Raw genomic sequence first — 16760 nt, forward strand, 5'->3', positions numbered from 1 at the left:
TTCGACCTGACAAATGCTGAATGCACGCTTAACGCCGAGACTTGGCGTAAGACGGGGCAAAACTAGCACAGAGACGGGGAAATATCCGCCTCAACATACCCATTTGGTCAGCTTTATCGCTCTAAACCGTGAAAAAAAGGCATATGGCCAGTCGGAGGGCGTGCAAAATGCCGTTCGAGGCACGTCTTGACCAATGGGTGCGGTACACTGGGCGACTTTTCGGGGAGGCCAACCGCTCCCCCTTCAACCAGCCGAGAAGCCTATGCCGATCCGTCATTGCATCGTCCACCTGATCGACAAAAAACCCGACGGCACACCCGCAGTTCTTCACGCCCGCGACACGGAACTGGCCGAGTCCGCCGCCATCGAGAACATGCTTGCCGACCTCAACGAGAGCTACAACGCCAAACAAGGCAAGGCCTGGGGTTTCTTCCATGCCGAGTCCGGCGCGCACCCGTTCAGTGGCTGGTTGAAGGACTACTTTGACGGTGGCCAGGACTTCACCACCTTCAGCCGCACGGCGGTTGAGCACCTGCAAAAGCTGATGGAGGAATCCAACCTCTCCACCGGCGGCCACGTGCTGTTTGCCCACTATCAGCAAGGCATGACCGACTACCTGGCCATCGCCCTGCTGCACCACAGCGAAGGCGTGGCGGTGACCGACGAGCTGGACGTGACGCCCTCACGCCACCTGGACCTGGGCCAGTTGCACCTGGCGGCGCGTATCAACGTCTCCGAGTGGCAGAACAACAAGCAGTCCAAGCAGTACATCTCCTTCATCAAAGGCAAGAACGGCAAGAAGGTCTCGGAGTATTTCCGCGACTTTATCGGCTGCCAGGAAGGCGTCGACGGCCCAGGCGAAACCCGCACCCTGCTCAAGGCGTTCAGTGACTTCGTCGAAAGCGAAGACCTGCCCGACGAGTCCGCCCGCGAGAAAACCAAGACCCTGGTGGACTACGCCAGCAGCCAGGCCAAGCTCGGCGAACCCATGGGCCTGGAAGAGCTCTCCGGGCTGATCGATGAAGACCGGCCAAAAGCCTTCTACGACCACATCCGCAACAAGGATTACGGCCTGTCGCCGGAGATTCCGGCCGATAAACGCACCCTCAACCAGTTCCGCCGCTTCACCGGGCGTGCTGAGGGCTTGTCCATCAGCTTTGAAGCGCACCTGCTGGGCGACAAGATCGAGTATGACGAAGCCGCCGGCACCTTGATCATCAAGGGCCTGCCGACCCAACTGACCGACCAGCTCAAGCGCCGTAACTGATGCTGGGCGGGGTGCTCAAGAAAGTCCTGCTGGTGTTGCTGGTGGTGGTTGCGATCCAGAACTGGGGCAAGGTGGAGCGGCTGTTCAACCCGTCCCAGGTGGCACCGGAGCAGGTACGCGCCTCTGCACGGGTGGTGCTCTACGCCACCGAGTGGTGTGGGTACTGCAAGCAGATCCGGCGTTTTCTGGACCAGAAAGGTATCCCGTACCAGGCCGTCGATATCGAGAAGGACGCCCAGGCGCGCAAGGCGTATGAGGCGCTGGGCGGTGGTGGGATTCCGTTTGTGGATGTAAACGGCACCTTGATTCGCGACTACAACCCTGAAGCGATCATGGCCGCCCTGAAGTAACACAATCAAATGTGGGAGCTGGCTTGCCTGCGATGACGGCCTTCCAGCCGACACAGCTATACCGAGTACATATCCATTCCTGCGGTAACGGCCACTTAGGGTTCCGCCCGACGGCGGCTCACTTTTGAAAAGCGCAAAAGTAAGCAAAACGCTCTTGCCCCACCACTCGGCACCTCGCCTAGGCTCGGTGTGCCCGTAATCCGCCAGTGATTTGGGGGGCCGCCGCCACGCGCCATCCATGGCGCGGGGCGGCTAAACCGGCATCCCTGCCGGTTTACCCCCCAAATCCCTGTCGAATTCCGGCCAGCGTGGTTTGACGGGGCGCTTGAGATCAAAAGCAGATCAAGATCAAGAGCGGCTCGCTTCGCATCGTGGTTACCGTTGGCTGCTGCAACCTACAAAATTGTGTAGATACCTATGGCTATCGCAGGCAAGCCAGCTCCCACACAAGTCAGCGCTACACATTGGGCTTTGGGGTGGGCTTAGAAGTTGGCCTCCAGCGACACCATCGCCGTACGCTCTTCACCCACGTTGTAGTACGCCGTGCTCGCCCCCAACCCGTTCACCGGGGCCGAGTTGAACGCCACGGTACGCGCCGAGCTCAAGTACTCCTTGTCGAACACGTTGAGCATCGAAAACCGCAGCGCGGCCGACTTGATGACCTTCTTATCCACCGGCAAATAAATACCCGCGTTCAAGTCGAACACCGTGCGGCCTTCGATCTTCTCCTTGTTGGTCAAATCGCCGTAGAAGCTGCCGACATACTTGCCTGCAATGTTGCCGTAGAACCGCGAATCGTCATACCCGAACACCAGGTTGAACATGTTTTCCGGCACGTTGGCCAATTGCTTGCCCGAGGTCGGCAACAGGACATTCTTGCTGAGCAAATCGTCCTTCTGTTCGGATTGGGTGTAGGTATAGGACGCGTAGTAGTTGAAGTTGTGCGGCAGCAGGCCGCTCCATTCCAATTCCAGGCCTTTGTTATCGACAGTGCCGACGTTGAGCACCATGTAGTCACCGCTGGCATCGGTGGTCGAGACCTGGCGATCCTTGAAGCTGATGTAGAACAGGGTCGCGCTCAGCGCCATGTCGTCTTCGGTGTAGCGCCAGCCCAACTCCTGGTTCCAGCTCAGCTCGGACTTGAGGCTGACGGAGTCGCCCTTGTTGTACAGCACGTAGTTGGGCGGCGTGCGCATATTGCGGGTGACGTTGTAGAACGCCTGGTTGCTGTCGTCGAGCTGATACTTGGCGCTGAAGTTGGGCAGGAACTGGTGGTAACGGGTGTTACGTTTTTCCGGCGTGTCGTACAGGCTGCCGAGATTGTTGCCGTCACGCTCGACATATTGGTAGGCCACGCCACCAACAAAACTCAGGTCCGGTGTGGCTTGCCAGTTGTCCTGTACCCAGAGTTTCTGCGCCGGGGTGACGGTGTAGTAGTGGCGGCCCTGGACCGTAGCGCCGTTTTTGTCGACCACCTGGCCGCCGCTGTTGTAGTCGCCCCACACATCGTCAGGGGCACCTTCGTTGTTGATGCCGATAAACGGCTGAGTCTGGCGCTGGCGTGCGCGTTCGTACCAGTAGCCGTAGTCCAGGCTGTGTTCTTCGTTGATGTCCCACTTCATTTTCGCCGTAAATCCGGGGCGCCAGGTTTCGGTCCACGAAGGGCGGTAATAGTTGGCCGATTGCAGGTTACTCAGGTCGTAATTGCCGGCCTTGTCGGACTTTGGCCCCAGGTTGGAGGCGGTCTGGCCGCTGAAGCTGCCACCGTTGGCCCAGTAGTAGTACGGCGTGAGCGTCAACGACAAGTTGTCCTGCAGTTGCCAGCGCTGGGTCAGCGTGGCGTTGACGCTTTCGAACGGGTTGCGGTTGAGCTTGTAGGACGCCGACAGCAAACCGGCCTTGTACACCGGGCTTTGCGCGTAATCCTTGCGCCGCCCTTCGGTGTCGAACTGCGCTTTGCTCAGGCTGTTGTAGTTGTAGTTTTCCTGCTTGTTGTACTTGATCGTAGCCAGTGTGGAATTGCCGTTATCCCCTTCAAACAGGCTGCTCCACTCGATCTTGTCGCTGCGCAGAGTGCCCTTGCCGCGCCACTTGTCACCTTCCAGGTGCGACGCCGATACCCAGGTTTTCAGGCCACCCAAGTCACCGGTGTTCGCTCGCACGAAGGTCTTGCGCAGGGCGTTGGCACCGACGATCTGTTTGGCGAACACCCCGGCGTCCTTGGTCGGGCGAATGGTGATCATGCCGATGTTGCCGCCGCTGGAGCCGATGTGCGGGCCGTCGGCCTCGGAGGAACCCTGGGTGGCGAACACTTCGGCCAGGTTTTCCGGGTCGCCCAATTGGTTGGAGTACACACTGTAGTTGCCCGAGTCGTTGATCGGCACGCCGTCCACCGAGACGCCGACCTGGTCGGAACTCATGCCGCGCATGGTGAAGTTGGTGCCACTGGTGCCGCTGGCATCATCGCTGGAAACGTTGATGCCCGGCGTGTACTTGAGCTTGTCGATGGCGTTGGCGGTGGCCGACATTTCGTCCATGGCTTGCTTGGTCACCGTCGAGCGCGCCTTGGCACTTTCTTCGAGAATCATGTGACCACTGCCAAGGGTTTGCTTGCCGGCGATGTTCACCGAGCCGACATCCTGGGCATCATCGGCCAAAACCAGCGGCGCAAAGCCGCCCAGGCCCGATGCCAGAAGCAGGGCATAAAGAGTGTTGTCGTTCACGTGTAGATCCCTTACTGACATTGTTGTGTTGTATGGGGCAGATGCGAGCTTCCTGACCACTTGTTCAGGAACCAGGGATGATCCACGGCACGTGTAACCGTTTGGTGACAGGTTTTGGTGATTGCGATGAAGGTTCGATGAAGGCGCTGCGGGCTTAGCGCAGTACAATCATGCGACCTAAGAGTATGTGCTGTTCAAAACCCAGCACCGCTTGCAAGGCGTTCAAGACCGCGACTGGGTCCTGACTCGGAAAGCTGCCGCTGACGCGTCTGGCGGCCATGTCTTGGTTAAGCAGAAGTATGCGGCCGGGGTAATAACGCCGCAGGTCCTCAACCACCTCGGCCAGGGGTGCCTTGTAGTAGTTGAGCCAACCTTCGCGCCAGGCCAGGCGTGAGTCGCTGTCGACGCCATGCAAGGGCGCGGCAATACCATCGGCGTAGGCCACTTGCTGGCCCGCGGTCAGCACCTGTTGCTGGCCGTGTTTGGAGGGCGTCACGCACACACGGCCGGACAGCACAGTGACCTCGGCGCCGTCAGGTTGCAGGCGCACTTCAAACTGCGTTCCCAGTACCCGCGTTTCACCGCCGCTCGCCTCCACCACGAAGGGGTCGCCGGTGTGGGTCACGCTGAAAAAACCTGCACCACGGCGCAGTTGGATGTGCCGTTCGCCCTGGCTGAAATCCACCGCAATGACGCTGTCGGCGTCGAGGGTGACCTTGGATTGATCGGCCAGGGTGAAGGTCTTCACCTGCCCCGGCGCCGTCACATAATCGGCGCCCCACTCATCGACCCAGCGTGACGGCTGCCAACCGGCGCCCATCGATACCAGCAGCAGCAGGCAGGCGGCGATGGCCAAGGCACCGGACCAACGCGCTACCCGGGAGCGTTTGGAGGCGTTGATCGTATTGAGGTAGCCCTGCAAGGCGAGTGCGTCCTCGTCGGCCAGTTGGCGCGCTGGCACTTCGCTCAATTCCCAGAGCACCTGGGCTTGGGAGTAGGCCTCGACGTGTGCGGGATCTGCGCGTAACCAGCGGCTGAACGTGGCCTGGTCGCCGCTGCTGGGCTGGTCATGCAGCAGGCTCAGCCAGTCGAGCGCGGCCTGTTCCTGGGCGGGCGTGGGCGTGACGTTCACGGGGCTTTCCCTGGCGTGCGTGGCGGCGAGGGTTCGCGAAGGCTGGCCTTGCAGGCTTCGAGGGCGCGCATCATATGTTTTTCCACGGCGCTTTGGGACAGGCCCATGGCCTTGGCGATTTCGGCGTACTTGCGCCCGTGAATGCGGTTTAGCAGGAAAATCTGGCGGGTGCGCTCGGGCAAGCTGCGCAAGGCGGCTTCCACATGGCGCAGATCATTGCCCGCCTCCAGCGCCGCCTGGGGTTCGCAGCCTTGATTGTCTGACTGCTCGGGCAGCCAGCCTTCGCTGCTGCGTGCCCGAGCACCTTCGCTGCGCAAGTGGTCGATGGCAATGTTGCCAGCGCAGCGCAGCAGGTAGGTGCTCAGCTCTTCGACCTGCACCAGCGGGCGACGCCAAAAGCGCAGGAACAAATCCTGCACCAAGTCGGCTGCCGTGGCGCGGCAACCGACACGGCGGCTGACCAACGCCTCCATTTGCGAACGCTGGGACAAAAACACCTGCAAAAAGTGCGCACGCCCACCGGCCGCCTCCGCATGCGGATTGTCCTGGGGTTGCGGCGGTGGGTTGATCCTCATGGCCGACTCAAGATAGGGCGAACGCCGCAACAGGGCTGGCCAACAGGCCGAGGCCCGCCAGGATCAAGGCCAGCCTTGGCCGATACGGCAGCAGCAACACCAGCAGCAAGGCGCTGAGCATCAACACCGCGCACCACTCCACCAGGCCCTGGCCCCAACCGGCGCCAAGCACGGCCGGCCAGATCGACACGGCCAACAGCAACCAGCCGCCCACCCGCAGCGCCAGGCGCCGCGTGGGCGTGGGTTTGCTGTGCAGCAATTCGCCGTGGTGACGGTCGGTGGCCAAACACAGCGCCGTGAACCCGGCGTAGCACATCAATAGCGCGAGGAGCATCAGTGGGCCTGCTGCTTGAGTGTCAACCCGCGGGCACGTTCAGCCTTGGGTTGCGGCGCGGTGCGGTGGTGCATCTTCCACGCCGCCCACGCCAGGAACATGCCGCTGGCCAGGCAGGTGAGGTCGAAGCCGGCCATGGCCCAATCGCCGTTTGGCAGGGAGACGCCCAAGTGGTGCGAGGTGGTGATGGCGTTAAGCAGTGGAATGGCGGCAAACAACAGCGCGCCGAGGCTCAGTTGCTCAACCCAACCCTGGCGACCGCGCCGCAGCAAGGCGTGCAACAGGCTCAGGCCCCAGGCGATAAAGAACGCCTGCACTTCCCAGTCGGAACGCGCAGCGAAGCTTACCGGCAACAGGCGGTTGGCCCAGAAAAACGCCGCAATGGCGATCATCAATCCGGACATGCTGGCAATATTCAGCACCTCCACCAGGCGCAGTTCAAAGGGCATGACCGCGGCCTTGGCGTGTTTGAGCTGGCGTTTGCCCAGCCAGATCACCAAGCCCGTGCCGATCATCGCCGTGCCCGCCAGGCCGCAGATAAAGTACAGCCAGCGCAGCACCGGGCCGGCGAAATGGCCCATGTGCAAACCGTAGAAACTGCCACCGATGGCCGTCGCCAAAGACGGCTCGGCACTGCCTCGCAACAGCTCGCCAGTGGTGCCGTTGAACGACAGGGTACTGCCGGAGGCATGCACCACGCTGTCGGAGCCGGCGCGAGACACATTGACCGAGGCGTTGGCATCGCCGGGGTTGTTGACCGCCACACGCCCCACATGCCCGCCCGCCCACTGTTCCCGCGCCTGCTGGTACATCGGCATCAACGGCAGCAGTTTGCCCGGCTGGCCGAGGGCTGGCGGATTGTCGGTAGCGGGGAACAACTCGCTGAAGAACGCCCGGCTGTCGTCGCCATAGGACGCCACGATGGGCGCAGGCATGACCATGCTCATGAAAATCACCAGGCTGCTGTAGGTGATCATCAGGTGAAACGGCAATACCAGCACACCCACCGCGTTGTGCCCGTCCAGCCAGGAGCGCTGGCCTTTGCGCGGGCGGAAGGTGAAGAAGTCCTTGAAGATTTTCTTGTGGGTAATGATGCCGGTGATCAGCGCGACGAACATCACCATGGCGGCGATGGTCGACAGCCAGCGGCCCCAGGGGTAAGGCATTTGCAGCTGGAAGTGGAAACGATAGAAGAACTCGCCGCCCTTGCTTTCGCGCGCCTGCACCGGTTGGCCGGTGACGGGGTCGAGGACTTTCTGGATGAAGGTGCCGCGCTTGCCGGGCTCGAGCTTGTCTTGCCACATCACCGATAGGCCGGGGTCGCGGCGGGTCGGCAAGGTAATGAACCAGCGCGCGGCGGTGGGTGCCTGCTGTTGCAGGTAGCTTTGCGCCACGGCGAGGCTGCGCCCATCGTCCAGGGGATGGGCCTGCACTTCGGGCTGCATCCAATGGGTAATTTCGTCTTTGAAATAGGCCAGGGTGCCGGTCAGGAAAATCGCGAACAGCAGCCAACCGAAGATCAAGCCTGCCCAGGTGTGCAACCAGGCCATGGCCTGGCGAAAGCCCTCTTTCATGTGCGAGCCATCCAGAAGCCAATGCCGGCCAGGGTGGCAAACAGCGCACTCGGCACCATCACCCCTGCCCAGGCGCGCCATGCCGTGCGGCAGGCAAAACACCAGAGCACCGCCAGCAGGTAGAACACAAAGGAACTCATCATGCCGGTGACCACCGCATCGGCACGGGACGTGGGCAGCCACAGCGCCAGGCAGATGGCAGCCAGGGAGGCCATCAGGTAACCGCCAATCACTGCCGCCAGCACGCGCGAGGTGACGGCGAGGCGGTAGGAAGCGGGCAATGAGGTTTTGCTTTTCATGCGGCAGGCGCCTGATTCATCAGCGTGCAATATTAATGATAAATATTCTCATATGCAAAAGAGAACGGATGAATCACCTCCCTTCGCCGATTGCCGAACCTGGTCACGCGCCCTACAATGCGAACAATTCTTGTTCTCTAAAGCATATCGAATGCTTGCGGAGTGATCGCGTTGCAGCCGTCCAATCCCGTCGAAGTGTTGTACAACGACCATCACCACTGGCTCACCGGCTGGTTGCGACGCAAGCTCGGCTGCCCGGACAACGCGGCCGACCTGGCGCAGGACACCTTTATCCGCGTGCTCAGTGCCCGGGAAGCGCCCACGCTGATCGAGCCGCGCGCCTTCCTCACCACCGTGGCCAAGCGTGTGCTGTTCAACTTCTACCGCCGCCAGGACCTGGAACGCGCCTACCTTGAGGCCTTGGCGCAGATGCCCGAACACGTGGCGCCGTCGGAAGAAGACCGCGCGATCATCCTGCAAACCTTGCTGGAACTGGACCAACTGCTCGACGGCTTGCCCAAGCAAGTCAAACGCGCCTTCCTGTTGGCCCAACTCGACGGCCTGACCTACGCGCAAATCGGCGCACAACTGGGCATCTCCATCGCCACCGTCAAACGCCACCTGACCAAAGCGGCCATGCGCTGCTACTTCGCCCTATGAACGTCTCCAGCCAAGTCGCCGAACAAGCCGTGCACTGGTTGCTGGAAATGCAGCAAGGCGCGCTCAACCCACGCCAGCAGGCGGCCTGGCAGCAATGGTTGAATGCCCACAGCGAACACCAACGCGCGTGGGAGCAGATCCAGCGCGTCAACCAACGCCTGCGCGGCGTGCCCTCGCCCCTCGCTCACGCCGCGTTGAATGCCCCCACCTCCGGCAGCCGGCGTCAGGCGCTTAAATTGCTGCTGATTCTGGGTGCCGGTTCAGCCGCTGCCTGGAGCCTGCGCCAGCAACATATCCTGCCGCCGCTGACGGCTGACTATCGCAGCCCGGTGGGCCAGCGCCGCACGGTGCAATTGGCCGACGGCAGCCAGTTGCAGCTCAACACCGGCAGCGCCGTGGATGTGCATTTCGACGGCCAACAGCGCCTGGTGCGCCTGCTTGAAGGTGAAATCCTGCTCACCGCCCGCGCAGGCCAGGCGCCGTTGCACGTGCTGACCGGCCAGGGCCTGCTCAGCAGCCAGGCGGCGCGCTTGAATGTGCGCCAGTTCAACAACCACACCCAACTGGCGGTGCTGGCCGGCCAGGTCGAGGTAATGCCCAACCGCTACAACGGCTTGGCGCTGAGCGTCGACGCCGCGCACCAGGTCAATTTCACCCGCAAAGGCTGGGACACCCCGCGCGCCACCGACGCCAACAGCGGCGCCTGGGCCGACGGCATGCTGGTGGCCGCACATATGCGCCTGGAAGACTTCTTGGGTGAACTGGGGCGCTATCGTCGCGGCCAGCTCCATTGCGATCCACAAGTGGCCAACCTGCTGCTGTCCGGCAGTTACCCATTGGATGACAGCGAACGCATCCTCGACCTGCTGGAAATCAGCCTGCCGGTGAAAGTGCGGCGTTTTACGCGTTATTGGGTGACCGTGCAGGCACGTGCGTGATGCATAGCGCGTTTTTGTAGGAGCGAGCTTGCTCGCGAAAAACCTCAACCCTCCGCGTTAAACCAGACAACCCGTGTGATCGTTGACGACCTTCGCGAGCAAGCTCGCTCCTACAGTGGGCGGTGAGCTCGAAATATTTTTTGCAGCTGTGAGCCGTTTTCCGCACCTGGCGTGACAGAGAAGGAAAGCCCCCCTTGATCCTTCCTTCTCAGGACCGCCCTTCATGCCCCAGCAACCGACGCTTCTCGCCCGTACCCTACGCCAACTCCTGCTCGGTGCCAGCCTCAGCCTGACCGCACTGCCGGCGGTGATGGCAGCCGACGCCAAGGCGTACCACATTGCGCCGACCACCCTGGAAGCGGCCCTGAATCAATTCGGGCGTGAAGCCGGCGTGCTGGTGTCCTTCGGTTCGGCAGTGACGGCAGGTATGCAAAGCCCTGGGCTGTCGGGCAGTTACAGCGCTGCCGATGGTTTGCAAAAACTGCTGGAAGGCACTGGCCTGCAAGCCCGCGCCGAGGGTGATAACGCCTACAGCCTGCAACCGGCTGGCGCCCCCGCGCCCCTGGAGCTGCAGACCTCCAACGTGGTCGGCGACTGGCTCGGTGATGCGGCGCAAACCAACGTGTTCGAGCACCCCGGCGCCCGTGATGTGATCCGCCGCGAAGAATTCGAACGCCAGGGCGCCACCCAGGCCCGCGATGTGCTCAACCGCATCCCCGGCGTCAACGCCCCGGACAACAACGGCACCGGTAGCCACGACATGGCGCTGAACTTCGGCATTCGCGGGCTCAACCCACGCTTGGCGTCGCGCTCCACGGTGCTGATGGATGGCATCCCGGTGCCCTTCGCGCCCTACGGCCAGCCACAACTCTCCTTTGCGCCGATCAGCATGGGCAACATGGACGCTGTGGATGTGGTACGTGGCGGCGGCGCGGTGCGCTACGGCCCGCAAAACGTGGGAGGCATCGTCAACTTCGTCACCCGGGCTATCCCGGATGCGCCGACGGTCAAAGGTGGCTTGCAGACCGAGACCAGCCCTTCCTCCAGCCACGACGGTTTCAAGACCACCGGCAACCTGCTGGCCGGCGGCACCGCCGACAATGGCCTGGGCGGCGCGCTCTTGTACTCCGGCACCCGCGGCGGCGACTGGCGTGAAAACAGCAACACGCGTATCGACGACCTGATCCTCAAGGGCAAATACCAGCTGGACGACGCCAACAGCTTCAACGCCATGGCGCAGTACTATGAAGGCCAGGCCGATATGCCAGGCGGTTTGAACGTCAAGGACTACAAGGCCGACCCGTACCAGTCCACTCGCCCTTACGACAAGTTCTGGGGCCGCCGCACCATGTTCAACGTCGGCTATCGCTACGAGCAGGACCGCCGCGAATTCACGGTCAACAGTTTCTTCACCAAGACCCTGCGCAGCGGTTACCTGGACCAGGGCAGTTTCCTGTCACTGTCGCCACGGGAATATTGGGTACGCGGCGTGGAAACCCGCTTCGCCCAAGGCTTCGACCTTGGCCCTACCAGCCATGAAGTCGGCGTGGGCTACCGCTACATCAATGAAGCCGGCCATGAGCTGCGCTACCGCACGCCGATCGCCGCCAACCAGCAGATCCCCACCACCAACAGCCGCAACGACCGCGACACACGCGGCGGCACCGAAGCCAATGCGTTCTTCATCGACGACCGCATCGACATCGGCAAGTGGACCATCACCCCAGGCATTCGCTACGAGATGATCGAGTCCCAGCAGACCAACAACCTGAGCAACGTCAAATACAAGGGCGACTACAACACCGCACTCCCGGCGCTGAACGTGCTCTACCACCTCACCGACGACTGGAACCTGTACGCCAACACCGAAGGCTCGTTCGGCAGCGTGCAATACAGCCAGATGCCCAACCGTGTGAACAGCGGCGAAGTAAAACCGGAAAAAGCCCGCACCTGGGAACTCGGCACGCGCTATGACAACGGCAACCTGCGCGCAGAAATCGGTGCGTTCCTGATCAACTTCGACAACCAGTACGACAGCAACCAGACCAACGACACCGTGATCGCCCGGGGTGAAACGCGCCACCAGGGCATCGAGTCGAGCATCAACTACGCCCTCGACGGCCTGAGCCCGGCGCTGGCCGGGTTTGATGTGTACGCCACCTACGCCTATGTCGACGCGACCATCCGCGAAGACGGCCCGAACAAAGGCAACCGCGTGCCCTTCTCCTCCAAGCACAAAGGTACCCTCGGCGTGGGTTACACCGAAGGCCCATGGAAGCTGAATGTGGACAGCAGCTACCAGAGCAGCCAGTTTGCCGACAACGCCAACACCCAGGCCGAAAGCGCCGACGGTGCCAATGGACGCATCCCCGGCTACATGCTGTTCAGCAGCCGCGCAGCCTATGACTTCGGCCCGCAGCTGTCGGATTTGAACGTGGCGGTTGGAGTGAAGAACATCTTCAACAAGCAGTACTACACCCGCTCGTTTGACGACAACAACAAGGGCAAGTACGTGGGTGAGCCGCGCACGGTGTATGTGCAAACCTCTATCGCGTTCTGACCGCATTTTGTAGGAGCGAGCTTGCTCGCGAAAAACTCACAGGCGCCGCGTTCATATAGCAAGCACGCGTTATCGTTGATGTTTTTCGCGAGCAAGCTCGCTCCTACAGATGATTTTCAGTGTGTTCAGGATCTAACTGCCCGCCAGGCAACTCGGGGTGGCGGCCACCAACGCGTCAATCGCACACCGCGTCTTGGCCGGCATATGCGCCGCCGTCGGCCAGATCACATGGATCGGCGCAGGTTGCTCACGGTAGCTGGGCAGCACGGCTTGCAACTGCCCGCGCAGCGCGTAGTGGGCAATCAACCAACTCGGCAACCAGGCCAGGCCCACGCCCGCGATGGCGGCATCGGCTACGGCCTGGAGGTCGTCCAGGATCAGGGGAGAGACCAGGCGCGAGCGCTGCGCGGTGTTGCTGCGGTAGGCAATGCCACGATGAGCGGCCAGGTCTTCGATACTTTCAATGGCGCCCTTGCGCTGCAAATACGCCGGTGACGCCGCCAGCCCCATGACCTGCTGCCCCAGGCGCCTTGCACTCAGGCGGTCGGTGTCGGGCAACGGGCCGATGCGCACGGCAATATCGAAGCCCTCCTGCACCAGATCGATCATGCGGTCGGAAAAACAAAGGTCGATTTCCAGTTCCGGATAGCTGTCCATCAGGGCCCACAACGCTGGCGCGGCATAGTGATGACCAAACGCCAGGGGTACGCTCACTCGCAAACGCCCGCGGGGTTGCTGACGGCCGCTTTCCAGCACCGACTCGGCCGCCTCCAACTCTGCCAATGCGCGCAGGCAATGCTCGTAGTACGCCTGCCCGTCCTCGGTCAACCGCTGGCGCCGAGTGGAACGCTGTAACAGGCACGTGCCCAAGCGTGCCTCCAGGCGCGCCAGGCCCTTGCCTACCGCCGAGCGGGTGAGGTTCAGGCGTTCGGCGGCTTCGGTGAGGTTGCCGCTTTCGACAACCTGCAGAAAGAGTTCAACACCATCAAAACGAGGAGTAGCCATGCTTAATTGTCGCCCTTTGTTCCCTTATCGATGGAAAAGTTGTCGCCAATAAAGAACCTTATTCCCGAGAGAATAGCCCCTCCCGCTCTCGAAAGGAATGTCGTATGCCCCGCGCCGCCGCACTCTCGGCCCTCACTCCCCCGCGTACCGCCAGGAACGGCCTGGCCCTCACCGCCGTCTGCCTGGTGGCCCTGATGTTCGGCCTGGAAATCTCCAGCGTGCCGGTCATCCTGCCGACGCTGGAACAGGAACTGGGCACGGGCTTTCAAGACGCCCAATGGATCATGAATGCCTACACCCTGGCCTGTACCAGCGTGCTGATGGCGGCGGGCACCTTGGCGGATCGCTTTGGTCGTCGGCGCGTATTGGTGGTGTGCCTATGGCTGTTCGGGCTAGCTTCATTGGCCTGTGGGCTGGCCGACAGTGCCGCCACGCTGATCGTCGCGCGGTTTGTTCAAGGTATCGGCGCCGGGGCAATGATGATTTGCCAGTTCGCGATCTTGTCCCACCAATTCCGCGAACCCGCGACGCGTGCGCGGGCCTTCGCGATATGGGGCGTGATCGCTGGCGTGGGCCTGGGTTTCGGGCCGATGGTGGGGGCTTTGATCCTGGCCGTGGCGGACTGGCGCTGGGTGTTCCTGGTGCACATGCCGCTGACCCTGTTCACCTTGGCGTTGTTGCACATCAGCGTGCAGGAATCCCGCGACCCAGCCAGCCATCGCCTCGACATTGCCGGCATGCTGACCATGACACTCACGGTGTTTGCGCTGGTCTATTTCATCACCCAGGGCAGCGAAATCGGCTTTGGTACCCCGGCGATGCTCGGCTGGGCCGGCCTGTCGGTCTTCGGGCTGCTGCTGTTTATCTGGATTGAGCGGCGCAGTGCCCACCCAATGTTCGACTTCTCGGTGTTGCGCATCCAGCGTTTCAATGGCGCGTTGATGGGCTCGATCGGCATGAACTTCAGCTTCTGGCCGTTCATGATCTACCTGCCGTTGTACTTCCAAGCGGGCCTGGGTTACGACACCTTGACCACCGGCGCCGCCTTGCTCGCGTACACCTTGCCCACTTTGCTGGTGCCGCCGCTGGCCGAACGCCTGGCCCTGCGTTTTGGCGCCGAACGCATCATTCCCCTGGGCCTGGGTACAATGGGCGCAGGGTTCATGGGGATGGCCGCCGTTAATTACGCCGAACAGCCCAGCACCGCGATGGTGCTGCTCAGTTGCGTGATCGCGGGTATCGGACTGGCGTTGACCAATTCGCCGACCACCAATACCACCACCGGCGCCGTCTCGAATGACCGCGCCGGCATGGCCTCGGGCATTGACTTCAGCGCACGGCTGATCACCCTGGCGCTCAATATCGCGCTGATGGGCCTGGTGCTGCTGTGGGGGATCAGCCATCACCTGGCCCATGTACTGCCTGCCAGCACGGCACTGGAGTGGGCAAGCCTCAGCCAGCATATTGCCGCAGGCAAGTTGGATGCGCCGGGGCTGACCGTTCTGGATGCGCAAACAGCCCTACGCAGCGGCGGCGGCTGGGCCATGCTGTTTGCGGGCTTGGGCGCTAGCGGGTTGGCGGTGTTGAGCCGGTATTTCTTCCGGCGCGAGCGCTGAACGAAAAACGGGCCTGCAAATGCAGGCCCGTTTTCAGTGGGGAATGGAAAAAAATCAGCCGTTAATGGCAGCGTTTTCGTTTTCCAGGAATTCCTCTTCCAACGCGTCTTCGTTCACTTTGTTGATTGGCTGGTTTTTACCGGCAGCGCGCGGCTTGCCTTGCAGTTTGCCAAACAGATGTTCCAGTGCGTGGTCGAGCTTGACTGCGGCGCCATCGATCGCCTGTTCCAGCGTATCGGCTTTATGGCACACGGAAACTGGTTGATGGCCCTTTGGCCGTGCTTCCAGACGGCAACTCAAATCGTGGGGGCCGGGCTTGTCGCCGTTCTCGTCCCGCAGGTAGACCTCAACACGGGTCAGGTCTTCTTCGTAGCGTTCGAGCGTGCTCTCAATGGTAGTACGTACCCACTCCTCCAGTCGGATGCTGCTTTCAATATGGTTATCGCTATTGACTTGGATTTGCATAGTTCTTCCCTTATTTCAGCTAGCTCGCCAGAGGTCACAAACTGCAACACCGGGGTGGTGAAACCATGACCTCTTGATTACACAATTGAGCACCTGCTGAAACAATTCAAGTCCTTTGCAAAGATAAATCCTACATTACAAATTAACCCTGACGACGAGCAAAAACGCTGTTAGGGTGGGGAGTTAGTTACATCTTCTTACGCCCTGCCAAACTCACAATTGCCCCTCTCCCAACGGGTGCAATCCGCGAAAAATCCCCGCTTCCTCCACCAGCCAGTCATGCACCGCGCGCACGCCCGGATGGTTCAACGCGCCCGGCGCATACAGCAGCACGTAGCGTTTATGGTTGGGCACCGCCAGGCCGAACGGCACGATCAAGGTGCCGCGCTCCAGTTCATCGTTGAGCAACGTGCGCCGGGCAATCGCCACGCCCATGCCGGCGATGGCGGCTTCGATGGTCAGGTGGTTGCGGTTGAAGGTGTGCCCGCGCCGCACGTCGGCGCCGTGGTAGCCGATAGCATTGAGGTAAAACTCCCACTCGGCATATTCATAACTCCCACGCCAGGCCGTGATGTCGTGCAGCAGCGGGAAATGCGCCAGGTCCGCCGGGCCATGCAAGGGCGGGCGGCCGCGCAGCAGGCTGGGGGCGCACACCGGGAATATCTGTTCATCCAACAGGGCTGTGGATAACAACCCCGGGTAGCTGCCGTCGTTGAGGTCGATGGCCAGGTCGAAGTCGCCTTCATGCAGGGCGATGCTGCTGTCTTCAGCGACCATGCGCAGTTGAATGTCCGGAAAACGCTGCTGAAAGCGCGGCAGACGCGGGGTCAGCCACTTGCCAAGAAACGAGGGGATCGAACGCAGGCGCAAGGTGCCGCTGATCATCCCGGCGTCCAGGCGCTGCAATTCGGCATCAATGCTGCCGTAAGCCTCCCCCACCACGGCCGCCAGGCGCTGCCCCTCGGCGCTGAGTTCCACCCCCCGCGCGCGCCGATGAAACAGCCGAAAGCCCAGGCGCTCCTCCAACTGGCGAATCTGCTGGCTCACCGCTCCTGGCGTGATGTGCAGTTCTTCGGCGCAGCGAGTGAACGACAGATGCCGTGCGGCGCAGGAAAACACATGCAGCCAGACATAGGTCTGGCCGTGGAGGGGGCGAGTCATAGCGTTTAGTCCTGCTAAAGGGTGTCTTAGGATAATTCGTTGGTCAGTGCCGAGCCAGAGGCTCAGTATCGCGCCAATTCCGCCTGCTCTACAAAACATGG

General features: G+C 61.7%; 15 protein-coding genes. 6 read left to right on the top strand and 9 right to left on the bottom strand.

Features of this window, described 5'->3' with window-relative positions:
* Positions 1-262 precede the first annotated feature (262 nt).
* Together yejK and MF6394_RS12235 are read left to right on the top strand one after the other, a co-directional pair.
* Entirely contained in the window at positions 263-1267 is a 1005-nt protein-coding gene (gene yejK, locus MF6394_RS12230) for a nucleoid-associated protein YejK (RefSeq protein WP_032893412.1), read from the top strand.
* Entirely contained in the window at positions 1267-1617 is a 351-nt protein-coding gene (locus MF6394_RS12235; protein ID WP_069558070.1) for a glutaredoxin family protein, read from the top strand. Before yejK ends, MF6394_RS12235 begins: the two co-directional genes overlap by 1 nt.
* Before the next feature lie 482 nt (positions 1618-2099).
* On the opposite strand, the gene MF6394_RS12245 is transcribed toward MF6394_RS12235, so the two are convergent.
* The 6 genes from MF6394_RS12245 to MF6394_RS12270 all read right to left on the bottom strand — a co-directional run bounded on the left by MF6394_RS12245 (position 2100) and on the right by MF6394_RS12270 (position 8254).
* Complete coding sequence (locus MF6394_RS12245) at positions 2100-4340, bottom strand: TonB-dependent receptor (RefSeq protein ID WP_102047775.1); 2241 nt, start codon at positions 4338-4340, stop codon at positions 2100-2102.
* Positions 4341-4494: 154 nt separating this feature from the next.
* On the bottom strand, positions 4495-5472 hold the full coding sequence (locus MF6394_RS12250; RefSeq protein ID WP_078466752.1) for a FecR family protein: 978 nt from the start codon (positions 5470-5472) through the stop codon (positions 4495-4497).
* Positions 5469-6047 carry an RNA polymerase sigma factor gene (locus tag MF6394_RS12255; protein WP_003188829.1) on the bottom strand — a complete coding sequence of 193 codons (579 nt, stop codon included), beginning with the start codon at positions 6045-6047 and terminating at the stop codon, positions 5469-5471. Before MF6394_RS12255 ends, MF6394_RS12250 begins: the two co-directional genes overlap by 4 nt.
* Before the next feature lie 7 nt (positions 6048-6054).
* Positions 6055-6381 carry a DUF3325 domain-containing protein gene (locus tag MF6394_RS12260; protein ID WP_044272042.1) on the bottom strand — a complete coding sequence of 109 codons (327 nt, stop codon included), beginning with the start codon at positions 6379-6381 and terminating at the stop codon, positions 6055-6057.
* Complete coding sequence (locus tag MF6394_RS12265) at positions 6381-7955, bottom strand: PepSY-associated TM helix domain-containing protein (RefSeq protein ID WP_078466753.1); 1575 nt, start codon at positions 7953-7955, stop codon at positions 6381-6383. Before MF6394_RS12265 ends, MF6394_RS12260 begins: the two co-directional genes overlap by 1 nt.
* A complete protein-coding gene (locus MF6394_RS12270; RefSeq protein WP_047712658.1) occupies positions 7952-8254 on the bottom strand; it encodes a DUF3649 domain-containing protein in 303 nt (100 codons plus the stop codon). Before MF6394_RS12270 ends, MF6394_RS12265 begins: the two co-directional genes overlap by 4 nt.
* Positions 8255-8425: 171 nt before the next feature.
* Here MF6394_RS12270 and MF6394_RS12275 point away from each other — a divergent pair, with 171 nt between their 5' ends.
* From MF6394_RS12275 to fecA, 3 genes are all read left to right on the top strand, one after another.
* Positions 8426-8914, top strand: a complete 489-nt coding sequence (locus MF6394_RS12275; protein ID WP_003188822.1) for a sigma-70 family RNA polymerase sigma factor — start codon at positions 8426-8428, stop codon at positions 8912-8914.
* Positions 8911-9852, top strand: coding sequence for a FecR domain-containing protein (locus tag MF6394_RS12280; RefSeq protein WP_069558341.1), 942 nt, complete (start codon positions 8911-8913; stop codon positions 9850-9852). The genes MF6394_RS12275 and MF6394_RS12280 overlap by 4 nt, the downstream gene beginning before the upstream one ends.
* Positions 9853-10075: 223 nt before the next feature.
* Entirely contained in the window at positions 10076-12412 is a 2337-nt protein-coding gene (fecA, locus tag MF6394_RS12285; protein ID WP_069558340.1) for a TonB-dependent Fe(3+) dicitrate receptor FecA, read from the top strand.
* Positions 12413-12544: 132 nt separating this feature from the next.
* Here fecA and MF6394_RS12290 read toward each other — a convergent pair whose 3' ends face one another.
* A complete protein-coding gene (locus MF6394_RS12290) occupies positions 12545-13417 on the bottom strand; it encodes a LysR family transcriptional regulator (protein WP_034134807.1) in 873 nt (290 codons plus the stop codon).
* A gap of 104 nt (positions 13418-13521) precedes the next feature.
* Between MF6394_RS12290 and MF6394_RS12295 the strand changes: the two genes are divergently transcribed.
* Complete coding sequence (locus tag MF6394_RS12295; RefSeq protein WP_069558339.1) at positions 13522-15033, top strand: MFS transporter; 1512 nt, start codon at positions 13522-13524, stop codon at positions 15031-15033.
* A 54-nt stretch (positions 15034-15087) separates the two neighbouring features.
* On the opposite strand, the gene MF6394_RS12300 is transcribed toward MF6394_RS12295, so the two are convergent.
* A complete protein-coding gene (locus MF6394_RS12300; protein ID WP_003188815.1) occupies positions 15088-15498 on the bottom strand; it encodes an HPF/RaiA family ribosome-associated protein in 411 nt (136 codons plus the stop codon).
* A gap of 213 nt (positions 15499-15711) precedes the next feature.
* On the bottom strand, positions 15712-16659 hold the full coding sequence (locus MF6394_RS12305; protein WP_032893426.1) for a LysR substrate-binding domain-containing protein: 948 nt from the start codon (positions 16657-16659) through the stop codon (positions 15712-15714).
* Positions 16660-16760 lie beyond the last annotated feature (101 nt).

The organism is Pseudomonas sp. MF6394, assembly GCF_002018845.1.
In the GTDB taxonomy this organism is placed as follows: Bacteria; Pseudomonadota; Gammaproteobacteria; order Pseudomonadales; family Pseudomonadaceae; genus Aquipseudomonas; species Aquipseudomonas lactis.

Bases quoted from the DNA above. Each gene is read 5' to 3' on its own strand.
- MF6394_RS12280 (WP_069558341.1), top strand. From the start codon at position 8,911: ATGAACGTCTCCAGCCAAGTCGCCGAACAAGCCGTGCACTGGTTGCTG.
- MF6394_RS12270 (WP_047712658.1), bottom strand. From the start codon at position 8,254: ATGAAAAGCAAAACCTCATTGCCCGCTTCCTACCGCCTCGCCGTCACC.
- MF6394_RS12265 (WP_078466753.1), bottom strand. From the start codon at position 7,955: ATGAAAGAGGGCTTTCGCCAGGCCATGGCCTGGTTGCACACCTGGGCA.
- MF6394_RS12290 (WP_034134807.1), bottom strand. From the start codon at position 13,417: ATGGCTACTCCTCGTTTTGATGGTGTTGAACTCTTTCTGCAGGTTGTC.
- MF6394_RS12235 (WP_069558070.1), top strand. From the start codon at position 1,267: ATGCTGGGCGGGGTGCTCAAGAAAGTCCTGCTGGTGTTGCTGGTGGTG.
- MF6394_RS12255 (WP_003188829.1), bottom strand. From the start codon at position 6,047: ATGAGGATCAACCCACCGCCGCAACCCCAGGACAATCCGCATGCGGAG.
- MF6394_RS12305 (WP_032893426.1), bottom strand. From the start codon at position 16,659: ATGACTCGCCCCCTCCACGGCCAGACCTATGTCTGGCTGCATGTGTTT.
- MF6394_RS12260 (WP_044272042.1), bottom strand. From the start codon at position 6,381: ATGCTCCTCGCGCTATTGATGTGCTACGCCGGGTTCACGGCGCTGTGT.
- yejK (WP_032893412.1), top strand. From the start codon at position 263: ATGCCGATCCGTCATTGCATCGTCCACCTGATCGACAAAAAACCCGAC.
- MF6394_RS12295 (WP_069558339.1), top strand. From the start codon at position 13,522: ATGCCCCGCGCCGCCGCACTCTCGGCCCTCACTCCCCCGCGTACCGCC.
- MF6394_RS12300 (WP_003188815.1), bottom strand. From the start codon at position 15,498: ATGCAAATCCAAGTCAATAGCGATAACCATATTGAAAGCAGCATCCGA.
- fecA (WP_069558340.1), top strand. From the start codon at position 10,076: ATGCCCCAGCAACCGACGCTTCTCGCCCGTACCCTACGCCAACTCCTG.